Annotated in this window: 18 protein-coding genes and 1 tRNA gene; 6 read left to right on the top strand and 13 right to left on the bottom strand. The window is 64.9% G+C overall.

Features of this window, described 5'->3' with window-relative positions; translation table 11 throughout:
• Window positions 1–149 precede the first annotated feature (149 nt).
• From FR728_RS18420 to FR728_RS18410, 3 genes are all read right to left on the bottom strand, one after another.
• A complete protein-coding gene (locus FR728_RS18420) occupies window positions 150–1,244 on the bottom strand; it encodes a 5-(carboxyamino)imidazole ribonucleotide synthase (RefSeq protein ID WP_149894229.1) in 1,095 nt (364 codons plus the stop codon).
• 46 nt (window positions 1,245–1,290) lie between these two features.
• Window positions 1,291–1,752 carry a 5-(carboxyamino)imidazole ribonucleotide mutase gene (purE, locus tag FR728_RS18415; protein ID WP_149894256.1) on the bottom strand — a complete coding sequence of 154 codons (462 nt, stop codon included), beginning with the start codon at window positions 1,750–1,752 and terminating at the stop codon, window positions 1,291–1,293.
• A gap of 135 nt (window positions 1,753–1,887) precedes the next feature.
• On the bottom strand, window positions 1,888–2,094 hold the full coding sequence (locus FR728_RS18410) for a YdcH family protein (protein WP_149894228.1): 207 nt from the start codon (window positions 2,092–2,094) through the stop codon (window positions 1,888–1,890).
• Between the two features lie 299 nt (window positions 2,095–2,393).
• On the opposite strand from FR728_RS18410, the gene FR728_RS18405 reads away from it, so the two are divergent.
• Window positions 2,394–2,573: a YdcH family protein gene (locus FR728_RS18405; protein ID WP_149894227.1), complete on the top strand. Its 180-nt coding sequence runs from the start codon at window positions 2,394–2,396 to the stop codon at window positions 2,571–2,573.
• Between the two features lie 156 nt (window positions 2,574–2,729).
• On the opposite strand, the gene FR728_RS18400 is transcribed toward FR728_RS18405, so the two are convergent.
• A complete protein-coding gene (locus FR728_RS18400; protein ID WP_149894226.1) occupies window positions 2,730–4,376 on the bottom strand; it encodes an acyl-CoA synthetase in 1,647 nt (548 codons plus the stop codon).
• Window positions 4,377–4,483: 107 nt separating this feature from the next.
• Complete coding sequence (locus FR728_RS18395; protein WP_149894225.1) at window positions 4,484–5,248, bottom strand: sulfite exporter TauE/SafE family protein; 765 nt, start codon at window positions 5,246–5,248, stop codon at window positions 4,484–4,486.
• Window positions 5,249–5,473: 225 nt separating this feature from the next.
• Here FR728_RS18395 and FR728_RS18390 point away from each other — a divergent pair, with 225 nt between their 5' ends.
• The 3 genes from FR728_RS18390 (at window position 5,474) to FR728_RS18380 (ending at window position 10,622) form a co-directional block, all read left to right on the top strand.
• Window positions 5,474–7,387: a propionyl-CoA synthetase gene (locus FR728_RS18390; RefSeq protein WP_149894224.1), complete on the top strand. Its 1,914-nt coding sequence runs from the start codon at window positions 5,474–5,476 to the stop codon at window positions 7,385–7,387.
• Window positions 7,388–7,489: 102 nt separating this feature from the next.
• Window positions 7,490–8,281: an SDR family NAD(P)-dependent oxidoreductase gene (locus FR728_RS18385; protein ID WP_149894223.1), complete on the top strand. Its 792-nt coding sequence runs from the start codon at window positions 7,490–7,492 to the stop codon at window positions 8,279–8,281.
• 388 nt (window positions 8,282–8,669) lie between these two features.
• Window positions 8,670–10,622 carry a peptidoglycan L,D-endopeptidase MepK gene (locus tag FR728_RS18380; protein ID WP_244304750.1) on the top strand — a complete coding sequence of 651 codons (1,953 nt, stop codon included), beginning with the start codon at window positions 8,670–8,672 and terminating at the stop codon, window positions 10,620–10,622.
• A gap of 91 nt (window positions 10,623–10,713) precedes the next feature.
• On the opposite strand, the gene pyk is transcribed toward FR728_RS18380, so the two are convergent.
• The 3 genes from pyk to FR728_RS18365 all read right to left on the bottom strand — a co-directional run bounded on the left by pyk (window position 10,714) and on the right by FR728_RS18365 (window position 13,976).
• Window positions 10,714–12,150, bottom strand: a complete 1,437-nt coding sequence (gene pyk / locus FR728_RS18375) for a pyruvate kinase (protein ID WP_149894221.1) — start codon at window positions 12,148–12,150, stop codon at window positions 10,714–10,716.
• Window positions 12,147–12,560, bottom strand: a complete 414-nt coding sequence (locus tag FR728_RS18370; RefSeq protein WP_149894255.1) for a DUF1036 domain-containing protein — start codon at window positions 12,558–12,560, stop codon at window positions 12,147–12,149. The genes pyk and FR728_RS18370 overlap by 4 nt, the downstream gene beginning before the upstream one ends.
• Before the next feature lie 117 nt (window positions 12,561–12,677).
• Complete coding sequence (locus FR728_RS18365) at window positions 12,678–13,976, bottom strand: glycerate kinase type-2 family protein (protein ID WP_149894220.1); 1,299 nt, start codon at window positions 13,974–13,976, stop codon at window positions 12,678–12,680.
• Window positions 13,977–14,388: 412 nt separating this feature from the next.
• On the opposite strand from FR728_RS18365, the gene FR728_RS18360 reads away from it, so the two are divergent.
• Window positions 14,389–14,688 (top strand): DUF1244 domain-containing protein, encoded by a 300-nt coding sequence (locus tag FR728_RS18360; RefSeq protein ID WP_149894219.1) that lies wholly within the window; start codon window positions 14,389–14,391, stop codon window positions 14,686–14,688.
• Window positions 14,689–14,795: 107 nt separating this feature from the next.
• Entirely contained in the window at window positions 14,796–15,050 is a 255-nt protein-coding gene (locus tag FR728_RS18355) for a DUF2312 domain-containing protein (protein ID WP_149894218.1), read from the top strand.
• A gap of 85 nt (window positions 15,051–15,135) precedes the next feature.
• Here FR728_RS18355 and FR728_RS18350 read toward each other — a convergent pair whose 3' ends face one another.
• The 5 genes from FR728_RS18350 to cpdR all read right to left on the bottom strand — a co-directional run bounded on the left by FR728_RS18350 (window position 15,136) and on the right by cpdR (window position 17,946).
• A complete protein-coding gene (locus FR728_RS18350; protein WP_149894217.1) occupies window positions 15,136–16,131 on the bottom strand; it encodes an alpha/beta fold hydrolase in 996 nt (331 codons plus the stop codon).
• Window positions 16,132–16,209: 78 nt separating this feature from the next.
• Window positions 16,210–16,842: a tetratricopeptide repeat protein gene (locus FR728_RS18345; RefSeq protein WP_208998919.1), complete on the bottom strand. Its 633-nt coding sequence runs from the start codon at window positions 16,840–16,842 to the stop codon at window positions 16,210–16,212.
• 235 nt (window positions 16,843–17,077) lie between these two features.
• The gene (gene ykgO / locus FR728_RS18340) at window positions 17,078–17,203 is read right to left on the bottom strand and encodes a type B 50S ribosomal protein L36 (RefSeq protein WP_008196524.1); all 126 of its coding nucleotides are present in this window, start codon (window positions 17,201–17,203) and stop codon (window positions 17,078–17,080) included.
• Between the two features lie 172 nt (window positions 17,204–17,375).
• Window positions 17,376–17,450: transfer RNA gene (locus tag FR728_RS18335), tRNA-Val, on the bottom strand.
• Window positions 17,451–17,586: 136 nt separating this feature from the next.
• Entirely contained in the window at window positions 17,587–17,946 is a 360-nt protein-coding gene (cpdR, locus tag FR728_RS18330; RefSeq protein ID WP_149894215.1) for a cell cycle two-component system response regulator CpdR, read from the bottom strand.
• Window positions 17,947–18,120: the final 174 nt, after the last annotated feature.

Here is an 18,120-nt window from a genome sequence, read left to right as displayed (position 1 = left end):
GCTTTGTCATCCGAGATGACAGGGGACTCCAGCCCCGTAATCCCGTCATGCTCCGGGCCTGTCCCGAGCATCAAGTCTTCTACCGCGTCGAGGGCACTTGTCCGGAGCCTCGGCACGAGGTCAAGGCCGACGAGGGTGAGGCCTGTGCCTTAGCCCCGCTTGGATGTGATCCGGTTGACGTGGCCCATCTTGCGGCCCGGCCGGGCTTCCGCCTTGCCGTAGAGATGCAGGCGGGCATTGGGCTCGGCAAGGATCTGCGGCCAGCGCTCGCATTCGTCGCCGATGAGGTTCTCCATCACCACATCCGAGTGGCGCTCGGTCGAGCCAAGCTGCCAGCCGGCCACGGCCCGCATGTGCTGCTCGAACTGGGAGGTCAGGCAGGCATCCTGGGTCCAGTGCCCGGAATTGTGCACCCGCGGCGCGATCTCGTTGACCAGCAGGCGCTCATCTGCGCCCGACCCGCACAGGAACATCTCCACGCCCATCACCCCGACATAGTCGAGGGAGGCAGCGATCTGCTCGGCCATCCGGCGCGCGCGCTCGGCGGTTTCGCCAGAGACGGAGGCCGGAACGGTCGAGGTCTTGAGAATGTGATGCTCGTGCACATTCTCCGCCAGATCATAGGCCGAGACATTGCCATCCACATCGCGGGAGACGATCACCGAGACCTCGCGTTCGAAGCCGATGAGCCGTTCCAGCACCGCAGGCGCGTGCTTCAGGGTCGCCAGCGCGCCGCGCGCATCCGACGCCTGACGGATCATCACCTGCCCCTTGCCGTCATAGCCGAAGCGGCGGGTCTTCAGCACGCCCTGACCGTCAAAGGCCGCCAAAGCCGCTTCCAGATCCCCGTCACTGTCAATACGCGCGAAGTCCGCGATATCCACTCCGGCGCCGCGCAGGAATTCCTTTTCCCACATACGGTCCTGCGAGACCTCGAGCGCGCGCACCCCCGGCCGCACCGGACAGCGCGCATCCAGATGAGCGGCCGTCGGACCGGGAACATTCTCGAATTCATAGGTGATCGCCTGACACTGCGAGGCGAAGACGTCGAGCGCGGCCACATCCTCATAGGGCGCGACCGTATAGGCATCGGCGACCTCGAAGGCCGGCGAGTCCGGATCCGGGCAGAAGATGTGGCTCTTCAGGCCCAGGCTCGCCCCGGCCAGCGCCATCATCCGGCCGAGCTGCCCGCCCCCCAGGATGCCGATCGTGTCACCGGGACGGAGGCGGACGGGAGTGCTCATCGGAGGGCCTTTCGGAGGGAGATGACAGATGCTTGCGAGAAGGGGCTTATTCGTCGACCGGGCGTTCAGCCACGGCAGCGGTGCGGCTGGCGCGGAAGGCATCGAGCGCTTCTGCGATCCGCTCGTCCATGAGGGCGAGCACAGCGGCGGCCAGCAGCCCGGCGTTGGTGGCCCCGGCCTTGCCGATGGCCAGCGTGCCGACCGGAATGCCGCCCGGCATCTGCACGATCGACAGCAGGCTGTCCTCGCCGGAGAGCGCCTTGCTCTCAACGGGAACGCCGAAGACGGGAAGCGGCGTGAGGGCTGCGGTCATGCCCGGAAGATGGGCTGCCCCGCCGGCGCCGGCGATGATGACCTTGAAGCCCTCGGCCTTGGCCGACTTGGCGAAATCATACATGCGGTCGGGCGTGCGATGGGCGGAGACGATGCGCACGTCGTGGCTGATGCCCAGTTCTTCCAGAACATCCGCTGCGTGCTTCATGGTGGACCAGTCCGACTGGCTGCCCATGATGATTGCTACGTCCTTGCCTGCCACGTCACCACCCCTTGCTGCTGAAATTCTCGGGCTTTCGAAGGCGCGGAGTATAGGCAGGGCCTGCCCGTGCGCAAGACCCGGACCCCAAGAAAAACAGACCCTGCGGGATCAGGCGATGATGTCGGGAAAGAGCTGGTCTTCCAGCGCGGAAATACGGTCCTTGATGGACAGCTTCTTCTTCTTCAGCCGTTGCAGCTGGAGGGCGTCCGCACTGCCGGTGAGAGACAGGGCCTGAACCGCCGCATCGAGATCCCGGTGCTCCTGACGCAGCCGGGCCAGTTCCATGCGCAATTCCTGATCGTCCGCGTTGCCCATACATTCCCTCGCGCGAGCCCTGTAGCCAGGGAGCAAACTGTCCGGACTTTTCATGCCACAGAGCGGCGGTAGGTGCAATTCTCATCCACCTTCAGGCACTTCGCGACACTCGCTCGCAGCCCGTCTCAACACCCACGCGAAGCTCGCTCTGCCTACCCGCGTTCAGGCTCTTTAAACGGTAAAATCGGGAAGCCGGCGCAGCGTCACAAAACTTTACCGGCTCACCGTCTGGTCGCATCGACAGGACCCGATCCCTATGGCACGATGCCCCGGTTGAGCCAACCAACAGGAGGCAATTCATGACAATGCAATCGCATCTCGCCCAGCTTCAGCGCCGCCATGCGGACCTTGAACGCAAGATCGCAGACGCACTCCTGCATCCGAGTACGGACTCTCTTGCCGTCGCCGACATGAAGCGGAAAAAGCTCAAGCTCAAGGAAGAGATCGAGCGTATACGCAAGGATGAAACCCTGCACTGACAGGGCACTCCGGGGGACGGATCAAGGCCACTCTCCCTCCCCGGCGCCGGCCGGCCAAGACAACAGCCGACCGAAGCGCCCCATCTGGCACGACACAAAAAATCGCCGCGGATCTCTCCGCGGCGTTTTTTGTTCACTCAACTCTTGTCCCGCGCCTCAGAGCTGGCGCGCCTGTTCCCGCAGGGCATATTTCTGGATCTTGCCCGTCGACGTCTTGGGCAACTCGCAGAAGACGATGGTGCGCGGCGCCTTGAAATGCGCCAGCCGCTCGCGGCAGAAGGCGATGAGTTCGGCTTCCGTCACCGCCCCCTCTTCCGCCACCTCGACGAAGGCGCAAGGGGTCTCGCCCCACTTCTCGTCCGGCCGGGCGACGACAGCTACCGAGCGCACCTGCGGGTGCTTGTAGAGCACGTCCTCCACCTCGATGGAGGAGATGTTCTCCCCGCCCGAGATGATGATGTCCTTGGACCGGTCCTTGAGCTGGATGTAGCCGTCCGGATGCAGCACGCCGAGGTCGCCGGAGTGGAACCAGCCGCCGGCAAAGGCCTCGTCGGTCGCCGCCTCGTTCTTCAGATAGCCCTTCATGACCACGTTGCCGCGGAACATGACCTCGCCGATGGTCTCCCCGTCGGCCGGCACCGGCTCCATGGTCACCGGATCGAGCACGGTCAGCCCTTCCAGCGCCACATAGCGCACGCCCTGACGGGCCTTCTTCGCCGCCTGTTCGGCCGGGGACAGCGCGTCCCAGGCGCTGTGCCAGTCGTTCACCACGGCCGGACCATAGACCTCGGTCAGCCCGTAGAGATGCGTGACGTTGAACCCGGCCGCCTTCATGGCCGCAAGCACGGCTTCGGGCGGCGGGGCGGCCGCGGTGAAGAACTCGACCGTCTGGGTGAGCTCGCGCTTGGCGGCAGTCGGGGCATTGAGCAGGGTCGACATGACAATCGGCGCCCCGCACATGTGCGTCACGCCTTCGTCGGCCATGGCGCTCCACATGGCGTCGGGGCGCACCCAGCGCAGGCACACATGGGTGCCCGCCACGATGGACAGGGCCCAGGGGAAGCACCAGCCGTTGCAGTGGAACATTGGCAGCGTCCACAGATAGACCGGATGCTTGGCCATGGAGGCGGTGAGGATGTTGGCCTGGGCCAGCAGATAGGCGCCACGATGATGATAGACCACGCCCTTCGGATTGCCCGTGGTGCCGGACGTGTAGTTCAGCGAGATCGCATCCCACTCGTCCGCCGGAAGGGACCACTCGAATGCCGCATCACCCGCCGACAGGAACGCCTCGTAGTCGAGGGTGCCGAGCCTCTCGCCGTCCTGCGGATATTCCGGGTCGGAATAGTCGATGATCACCGGCTTCACGCTGGCCAGCGCCAGGGCTTCCTTCATGACCGGCGCGAACTCCCGGTCGGTGATGACGACCTTGGTTTCCGCGTGATCGAGCTGGAAGGCGATGATCGCCGCATCCAGCCGGGTGTTGAGCGAATGCAGTACCGCCCCGGTCATGGGAACCCCGTAGTGGGCTTCCAGCATGGGCGGCGTGTTCGACAACATCACCGTGACCGTATCGTTCTTGCCGATGCCGAGACCGCTCAGGGCGGAGCCGAGCTGGCGCGCCCGCGCATAGAAGGTGCGGTAATCGGTCTTGGCCTTGCCGTGGATGATGGCAATGTGGTCGGGGAACACGTCCGCCGCCCGAGCAAGGAAGCTCAAGGGACTGAGCGGCGTGTAATTTGCCTCGCGTCGGGCAAGCCCCTGATCATAGGGACCGGGGGCGCGCGTCGTCTGGTCTTGCATGTCTGGTATCCTCCCGTGCGGCCCTCCCGGAGCCGCCAAGAGGCTATATGAACGCCAATCGGCGTCCCCATGCAACGGCGACGAAGGACGGATTGCGACACCTCGCCTCACGCAAGCAGGGCAAGGGCCCCGTCATAGATCAGCTTCACCCCCACGATCACCATCATGATGTAGATGAAGCGATAGAAGAAATCGGGCTGCACCACCTTCACCAGCCACACCCCGACAAGCGTGGCGAGCGGCGCCAGCGGCAGCAGCACGGCGGAGGTCGCCAGATTGGTCGGGTCAAACTGGCCGAGCAGGAAATAGGGCACCAGCTTCACCGCATTGACGACCGCGAAGAAGATCACGGCCGTACCCGCAAAGAGGGTCGGCTCCAGGCGCAGGGGCACCATGTAGAGCTGGAAGGGCGGGCCGCCCGTATGGCTGACGAAGCTGGTGAAGCCGGCCACTGTGCCCCAGAAGGCCCCCTTGGCCCGGTTGTGACCACTGGCAACCCGCGCCCGTCCGCGTCGCAGCAGATGGTCGCCGACGAAGATCAGGGCCATCGCCCCGACGAGCAGCCGCACGAAGGCCTCGTTGACGAAGGCGGCCGTGGCCCAGCCGAGCCCGATGCCCAGAAGCGCCGGCGGCACGAGGATCCACAGGCTGCGGCGGTCCGCATGGCCGCGATAGGCCAGCAGCCCCACCACATCCATCACGACCAGAATCGGCAGCATGATGCCCGCCGCCTGGATCGGAGAGATCACCAGGGCGATCAGCGGGACGGCCAGCATGGCCATGGAGCCGCCGAACCCGCCCTTTGACAGGCCGGCCAGCAGCACCGCCGGGATGGCCGCCACATAGAAAAGGGGATCCGCGATGGGATGCATGGAGCCTCGGTCAGAAAGGGCGCCGGAGCGGCACTGAGGGACGCCAATCAAGCACGCAGGAGACGGGCTCGTAAAGCCGCCTGTGAGACAGGCACTGCCTTTACGTCCAATTGCTGACCCTGGCGACCCTTGCCAGCGCGCCGCTGTTTGCCGCAATCTGACGCCGGAACGCAACGTCACCTGAACAAGCAATGAAGCAAGGACGGGCGCTTCGGGAGGAAGAAGATGGCAAGCCGCTACAAGGAAGTTTACGACAGCTGGTCCGCCGATCCGGAGGGTTTCTGGCGCAAGGCCGCCAATGAGATCGACTGGAGCCGGCGCACGGACACGGTGTTCGACAGCGAGGCAGGAACCTACGGCCATTGGTTCCCGGGCTGGGAAACCAACACCTGCTACAACTGTCTGGACCGCCACGTGGAACGCGGCCGCCCCGGCCAGCCCGCCATCATCTATGACAGCCCGATCACCGGCGCAAAGCGCACCTACACCTACGAGGAACTGCTCGATCACGTGCAGGCCTTCGGCGCCCTGCTGAAGGACCATGGCGTCACCAAGGGCGACCGGGTCATCATCTACATGCCGATGATTCCGGAAGCGGCCATGGCCATGCTGGCCTGTTCGCGCATCGGCGCGATCCATTCCGTCGTCTTCGGCGGTTTTGCCGCCAACGAACTGGCCACCCGCATCGATGACGCCAAGCCGAAGCTGATCATCGCCGCCTCCTGCGGCATCGAGCCCGGCCGGGTCATCGCCTACATGCCCCTCGTCCATGCCGCGATCGACCACGCCACCCACAAGCCCGACGGCTGTCTGGTGCTTCAGCGCGACCAGTGCCGCGCCGATCTGGTGGAAGGCCGCGATCACGATCTGGGCGTAGCCCTTGAGCGTGCCGTCAGCGAGGGGCGCAAGACCGCGCCCGAGCCGATGAACGCGACCGATCCGCTTTATGTCCTCTACACCTCCGGCACCACGGGGCAGCCCAAGGGCGTCGTGCGCGACACCGGCGGACACATGGTCGCGCTCAAGTGGTCCATGGAGAATTTCTACGGCGTCAAACCGGGCGAGGTCTTCTGGGCCGCCTCAGACGTGGGCTGGGTGGTCGGCCATTCCTACATCGTCTATGGCCCGCTGCTCCACGGCTGCACCTCGATCCTCTTCGAAGGCAAGCCGGTCGGCACGCCCGACGCCGGCACCTTCTGGCGCATCATCGCCGAGCATCAGGTCGCAGCGCTCTTCACTGCCCCCACCGCCTTCCGCGCCATCCGCAAGGAAGACCCGCAGGCCAAGCTGATCGCCAAATACGAGATGCCCCAGTTCCGGGCCCTGTTCCTCGCCGGCGAGCGCGCCGATCCGGACACGGTCAACTGGGCGGCAGAGGTGCTGAAGGTTCCGGTGATCGACCACTGGTGGCAGACCGAAAGCGGCTGGCCCATGGTGGGCAACCCGATGGGGCTCGGCCTCCTGCCCATCAAGCCCGGCTCTCCGACCGTTCCCCTGCCCGGCTATGACGTGCAGATCGTCGACGATGGCGGCTTGCCCCTGCCCGCAAACACGCTCGGCAACATCGTCATCCGCCTGCCCCTGCCGCCCGGATGCCTGCCGACCCTGTGGAACGCGGATGCCCGCTTCCGCTCGGCCTATCTCGAGGAATTCCCGGGCTTCTACAAGACCGCAGACGCCGGCATTCTCGATGACGACGGCTATCTCTCGATCATGTCGCGCACCGATGACATCATCAACGTGGCCGGACACCGCCTGTCCACCGGCGCCATGGAAGAGGTGCTCGCCGGACATCCGGACGTGGCCGAATGTGCCGTGATCGGCATCGCCGATCAGCTCAAGGGCCAGGTGCCCTGTGGATTCGCGGTGCTCAAGGCCGGGGTCAACCGGGAACCGGCGGAAATCGAGAAGGAACTTGTCCAGCGCGTGCGTCAGGAAATCGGCCCGGTCGCGGCCTTCAAGCTGGCGATCACCGTGGACCGTCTTCCCAAGACCCGCTCGGGCAAGATCCTCAGGGCGACCATGCGTCAGATCGCCGACAGTCAGGAGTACAAGCTGCCCCCGACCATCGATGATCCGGCAATTCTGGACGAGATTTCAGAGGCTTTGGCCCAGCATGGGATTCTGTCCAGGTCATGACCCTGTTCCGGAAAGTGCATCGACAGCCTGATCCTCTCGCCGTATTGTCGGGGTCCCGCCCCTTGGGCGGCCAAGATTATTGAACTGGCGAAGAGGTTTTCAGTGTCCCTTGAAAATAAGGTTGCCATTGTCACGGGCGCGGCCCGTGGCATTGGCCTGGCGGTTGCAAAGCGGTTCCTGACCGACGGCGCGAAGGTTGTCATCGCAGACGTGGATGACGACGCCGGGCAGGCGGCCGTCGACGACCTGAAGCAGTTCGGCGATGTGACCTACATCCACTGCAACGTTGCCGAACGCCTCGACGTCCGCAATCTGGTGGCTGAGACCCTGAATGCCTATGGCGACATCGACATTCTGGTGAACAACGCCGGCATCGTCGTCGGCGCCGACTTCCTGGAGCTGGAAGAAGAGGACCTCGACCGGGTTCTGGGCGTCAACCTGAAGGGCACGTTCCTGTGCAGCCAGGCCGTCGCCCGCCATCTGGTCGAACGGGTCCAGAACGGTGGCGAACCGGGCTGCATCATCAACATGTCGTCGATCAATTCGGTTCTCGCGATCCCGAATCAGATCCCATACTGCGTGTCCAAGGGCGGCGTCGCCCAGCTGACCCGTACCACCGCCGTGGCGCTTGCCCCCTATGGCATTCGCGTCAACGCCATCGGCCCGGGCTCGATCATGACCGACATGCTGGCCTCGGTGAACCATGATCCGGCCGCCAAGAACCGGATCCTGTCCCGCACGCCGATGCTGCGCGTGGGCGAGCCTTCGGAAATCGCCGGCGTCGCCGCGTTCCTCGCCTCCAGCGATTCCAGCTATGTCACCGGTCAGACGATCTTCGCCGACGGTGGCCGCCTTCCGCTGAACTACACGGTCGCCGTTCCCGACGACCTCTGAGCAGCAAGCACCTGCCGATCTTTCCTGCGCCGGGGCTCGTCCCCGGCGCATGTGTTTGTGCCACCTGCCAAAAATCGCCCGTCAAGCCCTTCCGGTGCACTCACTTCCCTGGCTCAGGGCGGAAAGCAGGCCGCGATCCCTGCGGTTTTGCCAGGATCCGCAGCTGCCCCATGTCGGATTCGACTGGATTTTCGGGCGGATTTTCGTCACTTTCTGACACGCAAAGGCTGAGCCGTTGCTTTTTCGCCACGTTTCTGGATCATCTGGGAACAAGGTAAAGGCTTCTTAACCCGGGACGGCTAGCATGCTCATTCGCTGGGGAGCGATTTGGGCCAGCGAGCCCGCAAAAAGGCGAGAGTGTAATTTGCGTATCCCGTCCGTTCAGGTGTTGAGCTCACATGCCCGAAAGCGTTTGCGCAAGGGCCTGATTGGGGCCCTGTGTCTTGGGCTCGGACTTGGGGTCGGCCTGGGCCTCGGCACCGGGAATGCGCAGGCGGAAACCCGCACCCTTAGCCTTTACAACACCCACACCCATGAGCGGGTGAAGATCACCTTCAAGAAGAACGGTCAGTATCTCAAGGATGGTCTGCGCGAGGCGAACCGCTTCCTGCGCGACTGGCGCCGCAACGAGATGACCACCATCGACCCGAAGCTCCTGGACCTGGTCTGGGAAGTCTATCAGGAGGTCCGGGCGACCAACCCGATCTACGTGGTGTCGAGCTACCGGTCTCCGGCAACCAACAACATGCTGCGCAAGCGCTCGAGTGGGGTGGCCGAGAACAGCCAGCACACCCGTGGCCATGCCATGGACTTCTACATCCCCGGCGTCGACCTCGCGACCCTGCGCGCCACGGGCCTGCGCAAGCAGGTGGGCGGCGTGGGCTACTATCCGACATCCGGTTCGCCCTTCGTGCACATGGACACCGGCAGTGTGCGCCACTGGCCGCGCATGACCCGCTCGCAGCTCGCCAAAATCTTCCCCGATGGCAAGACCCTGCACCTCCCGAGCGACGGCAAGCCGCTGTCCGGGTATCAGGTCGCCATGGCCGAGGAAAAGGCCGGCAAGCTTGAAAAGCTGAACAACGGCAAGACCTCCGCCTTCACCCAGGTTGCCACGGCCGCCCCCACGCCCTCGCGGGACACCAAGCCGAGCGCGCTGGTCAATCCGGCAACCTCTGGCGGCGGCAATTTCCTGGCGAGCCTTCTGGGCAATTCCGAACCGGCCGAGCGCTCGCGCGTGGCCGCCGCCCGCGCCGACGCCCCGACGCCCCCCGGCCAGATCGCTGCAGGCCGCACGCCTGCCACCGCATCGTCCCCGGCAACCGCCGCCGCTCCGGCGCTCAGCGCACCGCCAATCCCGATCCTCAAGGCCGACGTGGTTCCGGCCGAGGCTCCGGCCCCGGCACTCATCACGCCGGAAACCCCGGCGCTTCCCGCCCCGGCCATCGAGACGCCGACGTCCCTGCCCTTCGCCGTGGCCAGCGCCACGCCGCATCTGAAGCCGGGTGCCGCACCTGCGCGCGCCGAACCGCCCGCACCGGCCAACACGCTGGACGCCCAGCGTCAGTCCATCGGCTCCGGCATCAATGTGGCGGCTTCGACCCCCGTTCCGGCACCGGCTGAAGAGGCCCCCGCCGAGGCAGAAGCAGACGCGACCCGCTTCGCCTTCGCCAGCATCCTGCCCGCCCAGAAACCGAACAGCGCCCTCCAGCGCGCCACCGAACAGGCCGCCCGCACGGAACAGACCCGTCAGGCCGCAGTGGTCGTGGCCAGCGCAGAGGAATCGGCTTCCGAGGCGATCCCGAATGCCGTGCCGCCCGTGCCCGCCAACGGCGTGGCCGCCATCGCGGCAGCCACCGGCGCCTCCGGTCAGGCACGCCCGACCCCGGCCGCAACCCTTGCCTATGCGTCGGCCGCAGCAGACTTGACCCAGGGCGGCGCATCTCTTCGCAGCGCCCCGCAGGAAGGTTCCGCCCGCTCTGGCGCCCGCGCCACCGACTGGGCCAGTGCCTCCGCGGATCAGACGGTTGACCAGGCCGCGACCAAGACCCGCAGCTCCGTCTCCGGATCCATCCCGCGTGACCAGATCGTCGATCCGCTGGCCGGCTTCGTCAGCCTGCCGAACAAGTCGGATCCGAAGCTGCTCTCCGCCGTGCCCACCAAGCGCAATTCCCAGGTGGCAAGCCTCCAGCATCCCCATCAGCGCAAGCTGAATGACCTGATGCAGGTCGGCAATCGCTTCCTGGCCAGCGGCTTCAGCCCCTTCCCCTATGGCGCCATGCGCTCCGAACGCTTCGACGGCCCGGCCGTGATCGTACTGCCCGTGCGATACGTGCGCTGAGCCGATCCGCGCCATCGATCACCGGACATGAAAAAAGGCCGCTGGGGTTCCAGCGGCCTTTTTCGTTGATCAGATCCGATGGATCAGAGGATCACAGACCGCCCTGTCCGTCACTGCCGACGAAGGCGATGCGCAGCAGGTTGGTCGAGCCCGGCGTGCCGAAGGGCACACCGGCCGTCACGATGATGCGCTGGCCCGGCTTGGCGTGAGCCTCCTCGAAGGCCACACGGCAGGCGCGGTCGATCATGTCGTCCTCGTTCGCCACATCGTCACCCGCCACGCAGTGCAGGCCCCAGGCGAGCGCCAGACGGCGCGCGGTCTGGACAACCGGCGACAGGACGATGATCGGCGAGGTCGGACGCTCGCGCGAAGCGCGCAGGGCGGTCGCCCCCGACGTGGTGTAGCAGACCACGGCAGCAAGACGCAGGGTCTCGGCGATCTGGCGCGCGGCGGCCGAAATCGCATCCGCACCGGTTGCTTCCGGCTCGGTCCGCTGAGCGTCGATGATCGTGCGGTAATGCGGATCCTGCTCCACCTCCCGCGCGATCTTGTCCATCGTCGCAACCGCTTCTTCCGGGAAATCGCCGGCAGCAGATTCGGCCGAGAGCATGACCGCGTCGGCACCTTCGAACACGGCCGTGGCCACGTCGGAGACTTCCGCACGGGTCGGAACCGGAGCGGTGATCATGGATTCCAGCATCTGCGTGGCGATGACCACCGGCTTGCCGGCCTTGCGGCAGGCGCGGGTAATCTGCTTCTGCAGGCCGGGAACCTGTTCCAGCGGCATTTCCACGCCCAAGTCGCCACGGGCCACCATGATGGCGTCGGACAGCTCGATGATCTCGTGCAGCCGGCCGATGGCCTGCGGCTTCTCGATCTTGGCGAGAATGCCCGCCTGGCCACGCACAACCTTGCGCACTTCGGCAATATCGTCCGGACGCTGCACGAAGGAGAGCGCGATCCAGTCCACGTTCTGGGCAAGTGCCGCAACCAGGTCCTTGCGGTCCTTGTCGGTCATGGCGCTGGTGGCGATCTCGGAATCGGGAACGCTGACGCCCTTGCGGTCAGACAGCTTGCCGCCGACGATCACTTCGGTCTCGGCGCGCTGCGCAGAACAGTCGATGACCTTGAGCTGGATCTTGCCGTCGTCCAGCAGGAGACGGTGACCCGGCTCGAGAGCCTTGAGAATTTCCGGATGCGGCAGATGCACGCGATCCTGACCGCCGGGGGTCTTGTCCGCATCGAGCACGAACCGGGCGCCGTTTTCCAGCATCACCGGACCGTTCGCGAAGGTTCCCACCCGCAGCTTCGGCCCCTGCAGATCCGCAAGGATCCCGATCGGCCGTCCTACCTTTTCCTCCACCGAGCGAATGCGCTCGACCAGCATCTTCAACCGGTCATGATCCGTATGGCTCATGTTGATGCGGAACACGTCCGCCCCGGCGCGATAAAGCTTTTCGATGACCTCTGGTTCGGAAGAAGACGGCCCGAGAGTTGCCAGAATCTTGACTCGTCGGTTACGCCTCATCGCCCACCTGCCCCTTGTTGCACGGGTTCCGTCAGCTGGACCGTCCAGCTGCTCTGTTCTCCCGTGTCGATTTCAAAGAATCCCGTGCGCTCGTATCCTCGGGCGACACAGTCCTGTATTCCGCGAATGGTGAATTCCTTCTCGCGGGTGCACATGAACGCACGCCCGCCCCATTCGCCAAATTGCTCGTAATCAACGGCATAGATGTAATAGTAGCGTGACACCAGGGAGCCAGGGACCAGGGTCTCGCAGCTGTTGGACTCCAGATTCCACCAGCCTTCCGTGATCCAGTCTACCTTGTCCTTGTAGCCGATGGCCACGCCGACCTTGCTTTCCGTCTTGTTGCACAGACGCAGATCCGCATGGGCGGAAACGGACAGGCCGAGAAGAGCTGCAGAGGCCAGCAGCATCCCTCTCGCAACGCGCGCAGCGAAGGCAAGTCTCGCGTCCGCGAGCCCCAGGCGTCGTTCCCCATCCGTCGACATGAACAAGTCTTTTTCTCGCGTCTTTATAGCTTTAGCTTTTTGCTAGCCCTGTTTCGGGTTGTCAACGACGATGGCCCGAAAGTCATTGACATTCGTGAAGGTCGGACCGGTCACGAGCAGATCTCCAAGACCTTCAAAAAAACCCGTACTGTCGTTTCGCCCCAAGAATGAGGCCGCATCAAGGCCGAGCCCCTGCCCTCGCGTCAGGGTATCGGGGAAAACCATCGCACCGGCGGGATCGCTGGCAAGGCCTGCCCCGCCGTCGGTCCCGTCCGTATCGCCGGCCAGGGCATGAATGCCGGCCCGACCGCCGAGCGCCACCGCAAGCGCCAGCGCATATTCCTGATTGGGGCCGCCGCGTCCGTCGCCACGGATCGTCACCGTGAGCTCTCCGCCGGAGAGCAGCACCACCTTGCGCCCGGCCTCCTGTTGAGCAACGGCCTGCGCCGCCTGGGCTTGCGCCACGTCCCGCGCCTCGCCCTCCAGGCTGTCGCCAAGAAGCAGCGGCTCGTACCCCGCCGCCCGCGCCAGTTCGGCCGCCGCCTCGAGCGAGGCCTGGGGCCTTGCCACAAGCTGATAGGTCGCCCGGGCGAAGACCGGGTCTTCCGGCTTCAGGGTCTCGTTGGCGGGATCCGACAGGGCCGCCTCGATGGCCGGTGCCAGCGCCACGCCGTAGCGCGCGCAGATCTCGCGCGCATCCGCCAGCGTTCCCGTGTCGGGCACCGTCGGACCGGAAGCAATCGCGGAAAGATCGTCGTGCGGAACGTCGGAAATCGCGAGCGTGGTAAGCTGTGCCGGCGCACAGAGCGCCGCCAGCCGGCCGCCCTTGATCCGCGACAGATGCTTGCGCACCGTGTTGATCTCGTCGATCGGCGCCCCACAGCGCAAAAGCGCCTTGGTCAGCGCCTGCTTGTCCTCAAGGGTGACGCCCTCGACCGGCGCGATCCAGTTGGCCGATCCGCCCCCGGACAGCAGCACGACCACATGGTCAGCCTCACCCGCGTCCCGGGCCAGCGCCAGACAGCGTGCGGTCGCCTCAACCCCGGCCTGATCCGGAACCGGATGCCCCGCCTCGACCAGCTCGAGCGACCCGGTCGGCTGCGCATAGCCATGACGGGTGACGCCAAGGCCCACCAGCCGGTCGGGCCCGAGTCCCAGCGTCTCGCGGTAATGCCGCTCGGCAACCGAGAGCATGGCGCCAGCCCCCTTGCCCGCAGCCAGAAGGATCAGGCGACCGCCTTCCGGCGGCGCTGGCAGAAAGGGCAAGAGACAGACGTCCGGCTGGGCCGCACGAACGGCAGCTGCAAAGAGCGATTCAAGAAATGCGCGGGAATCGGTCATCTCACGGCCTTCAGGAAGGGGTCGGCTGCCCATGCGATCGACCTGCCGCTTTTCCGCAGGAAACACCCCACCGGCGCGAAACGGCAGGGAATACGGTCAAACTAATCGATTTAAACACGGGATCCGGACACAAAGCAGACGACGAACGGAACGTCAGGAAAGGAGGGAGGCGGAACCGCGGACGAAGCGCGTGGACCACAACAAGATCAACACACTAACCGCGCGAGGCGCTCTCGTCACCCCCGCTTTGTGCATTTCCGTGAAACGACGAGATGCATCGCACCCGCTGACCTGAGATCTTGCAAGGCCGATGAAAACATCCAATTGTCTGGGTCCGCACCCACGGCGCCTCACCCGGAGGCCGCGGGTCACATCCTTCCGTCCGAACCCTGACCATCCAAGGAGCCCGAGAATGGACGACGCCACCCGCACCGAGCTGGAAGCTGCCGCCTTCCGCCGGCTGGTCTCGCACTTGCGCAACCGCACCGACGTGCAGAACATCGACATGATGAATCTCGCCGGTTTCTGCCGGAACTGCCTGTCCAACTGGTATCTCGACGCCGCGAAGGAAAAGGGCGTGGAGCTGACCAAGGACCAGTCTCGCGAAGCCGTCTACGGCATGCCCTACGAGACCTGGAAGCAGACCTACCAGACCGAAGCCTCTGCCGACCAGAAAGCCGCCTTCGAGGTGAACAAACCCGACCATTCGTGAGCGCCACCCGGGCAGGACGCTTGACCTTGCCCGGCAGTTCTGGCACCCCACGCTCAACCTTTTCGGGCCGTTTGCGCCCCGTTGCATCGTCATCAAGGAGAAGAAGAATGTCCGATCCGGTAGCCGGAGATCAGCTGCGCGCGTTCGTCGAACGAATCGAGCGCTTGGAAGAAGAAAAGAAGGTCATTTCCGACGACATCAAGGATGTCTACGCGGAAGCCAAGGGCAACGGTTTCGACGTGAAGATCCTCCGCAAGGTGGTGTCCCTGCGCAAGAAGCAGCCGCACGAGCGTGAAGAGGAAGAGGCGATACTCGACCTCTACCTGCAGGCTCTCGGCATGGGCCCGGGCGTCGGCATGTAAGCCAGCCCCTTTCGGGACACTTGAAAAGCCGGCCGCCCTGGGGCGCGCCGGCTTTTTTCATGGGCGACGCCCGAAAGACGTTCCCTCAGGCAGGTTGGAGCACATTCTGCTGCGCGCCATCATGCAGGCCCTCAAACCGCGCCACCTGCTCCGCCAGCTCCAGAATCGCCTCCGCCAGCTCCGCCCCGTGGGTGTGATGGGGCATGTGCCCTGCCCCCGGCAGCAGGCGCTTTTGCGCACGCGGCAGATCCCGTTCCAGACCGTCACTGTGAATATGCGGCCAGACCACCGTGTCCCGGTCGCCGGTGAAGATCAGCGTGGGCTGCGTCAGCTCGCCGTAGCGCTCCGCCTGCCGGGTGACATGGGCCTTGAGCCCTGCCACATCCCGTGCATTGGCCCGGAACGACCTGGGCCGGAACAGCAGCGGCAAGCGGATCGCCGCGTCATAATCGGCCGGTGCCGGATCCGGGGCGAAGACGTTTTTCATCGAGGCGGGCGCGACCCGCTCCGCGATGGGAAGCGTCAGCGTCCAGGTGAAGAGGGGCCCGATCACCGGCAGCGCCGCGACCCGGTAATACCATGTGACCCCTCCGGGCCAGGGATGGGTCGCCGGTGCCAGAAACACCAGCCCGCGCACCAGATCCGGCCGCAGCAGGCCCAGAGCCGCCGTGACGGAGCCTCCGAGCGAATGGCCGATGACCACTACCTGCGTAATGCCGAGGCGATCCAGCAGCCCGGCGATGGAGCGCGCCTGTTCCATGGGGTCCGCGTGATCCTCTGCCCGGCCGCTATGGCCAAGGCCCGGCCGGTCGACGAAGATCAGCTCCGCACGGCCCTCCAGATGCGGCCGGAAGGCGCTCATCTGGTCCCACCCGTTGCCGCTGGCACCGTGGATGAAGAGCAGCGGCGGCAGGGCGGCACCCCGCCCCTGCGTCGGAAGACGGTGATAATGCATGTCGACCCCGTCCACGCGCAGGATCTCGCCCGTCGGCGGATGGTCCCGCTCGATTCGGCGCGTGCGATGGAGGGTGTAGAGCGCCAGCAGCGCGAGCGCGCCGGCCAGAACCAGAAACGTTGTCATGGGAAATAGGGTAGTCGGCGCGCCGCGTTTGGCAATGCCGGCAGCGCGCGGTGAAGCCGGGAGCGACCGGGCGGCAGATCAGATCTCCTGACCCGCGTTGGCCGCCTCCAGCTCCTCCAGGGCATCACGCGCATCGCTCAGGCCCGGATGAATCGCCAGAACCTGCCGGAACGTTTCCATGGCCCGCGCGGTCTGCCCGAGCTTGCGCTGAATGAGGGCAAGACCCGACAACGCGCCCCAGTGCCGGGGCTCGAGGGACAGGGTCCGCTCGATGTCGGCCAGCGAACGGGAAAGATCCGATTGCATGTAGAAGACCGTCGCCCTGCGGTTCCAGCCTTCCGCGTAGTCCGGCTCCAGGGTGGTCACAACGTCGAGCAGATCGAGGGCGAGAGTGAAGTCTTCCTGCTGGAGCGCGATGCCGGCCCGGCGCATGAGGAGATCCACCGTGTCGCTGCCCGACTGGAGCCAGACCATCTGGATGCGCCGCGCCCGCATCTGGGCCTGAGCGTCGTCTCCGGCGGTGGCGAGCTCGTCAAAGAGACGGTCGAGCGCAGCCATGGCATCCGGCGTCTCGCCATCCGCGTCACCGGGCGCAGCGTCGGAAGGCGGCAGGCTCGCCCCCTCGTCGCCGTCCGGTTCGTCGAGAGGCGTGTGGAGATCGTCGAGGCTTGGCGCCTCGGCCTCCGGGTCCAGATCCTGGATGGGAAGCAAGTAGGCTCCGGGCCAGGCCCTGAGTGCAACCTGCGCCGGCGCGCCCACGACGAGGCAGGGCCCTTCGAAGGACAAAGGATTGCCTTGCGCGGTCGCACCGGGCGCCACGGCAAGGCCGCTCATGAAAATTGGAAACCAAAAAAGCCGCATGCCGGAAGATGACTCTCCCGGCAGCAGCGGTCAATCCGTCAAAACGGACAAGAAGATCTCGCGAGCGCCGGAAGGCGCTCCGCACTTAGCCCTGACGAGCCTTGAAGCGCGGGTTCTTCTTGTTGATGATGTAGACGCGACCCTTACGGCGAACCATGCGGTTTTCCCGGTGGCGGGTCATCAGCGCTTTCAGCGAATTCTTGATCTTCATGACTCTGTCCCTCGGAAGGGCCCTATTACCCGTAAACATGGAAACGAGCGCCTTAGGCGCTCGTCTGTGAGTGGCCCTTGCCGTCAGAACCGCTGCTGGGCAACCCCTGCGCTATCCTGATTTACCGGAACGACCCACACCTTGTGACGGTTACCGTCATTTGGTGCGAAGATGGTGGGCGTGACAGGGATTGAACCTGTGACCCCTTCGATGTCAACGAAGTGCTCTCCCGCTGAGCTACACGCCCGAATTCCTCGGTGGCAACGACGCCGTGGCGCCGTGTTGGGGAGCGATATAACGAGGATCCGGACAGGTGGCAACACCCTTTTTCAAACCCGTCGAAACTTTTTTCACTCACCCACAGGCCCGTGGATAACTTGCCCTCAGGCGGCAAGCATCCGATCGACCTCCTGAACCAAGTCCTTCAGATGAAAGGGCTTGGACAGAACCTTCGCATCCTTGGGCGCGTCGGATTCCGGGTTCAGGGCAACCGCGGCGAAACCGGTGATGAACATCACCTTGAGATCCGGATCGAGCTGGGTCGCGCGGCGCGCGAGCTCGATGCCATCCATCTCCGGCATGACGATATCGGTCAGCAGCAGGGAAAAGGGTTCTTCCTGCAGACGCTCGTAGGCACTGCGCCCGTTGTCGAACGAAATCACCTCGTGCCCGGCGTTCTCGAGCGCCTTGGCCAGGAACCGGCGCATGTCATTATCGTCTTCCGCAAGGAGAATACGCGGCATTGTGAACAACCATTCGCTGTTAAAACTGTGCATGGCGGACCAGGTCCGCCCTATCCTGCCGTTTATAGTCGGAATCGGGTATAAAGATAGTAAGAAACCAAGCGCCGCCTACCGAAATAAGGGTTTCTGTGGACGGGATGTTAATTCATTGGCACCATGCGTCACCCGGTCACG

Source organism: Roseibium aestuarii, from assembly GCF_008477545.1.
In the GTDB taxonomy this organism is placed as follows: domain Bacteria; phylum Pseudomonadota; class Alphaproteobacteria; order Rhizobiales; family Stappiaceae; genus Roseibium; species Roseibium aestuarii.
This window is presented reverse-complemented; position numbering and strand designations above follow the sequence as displayed.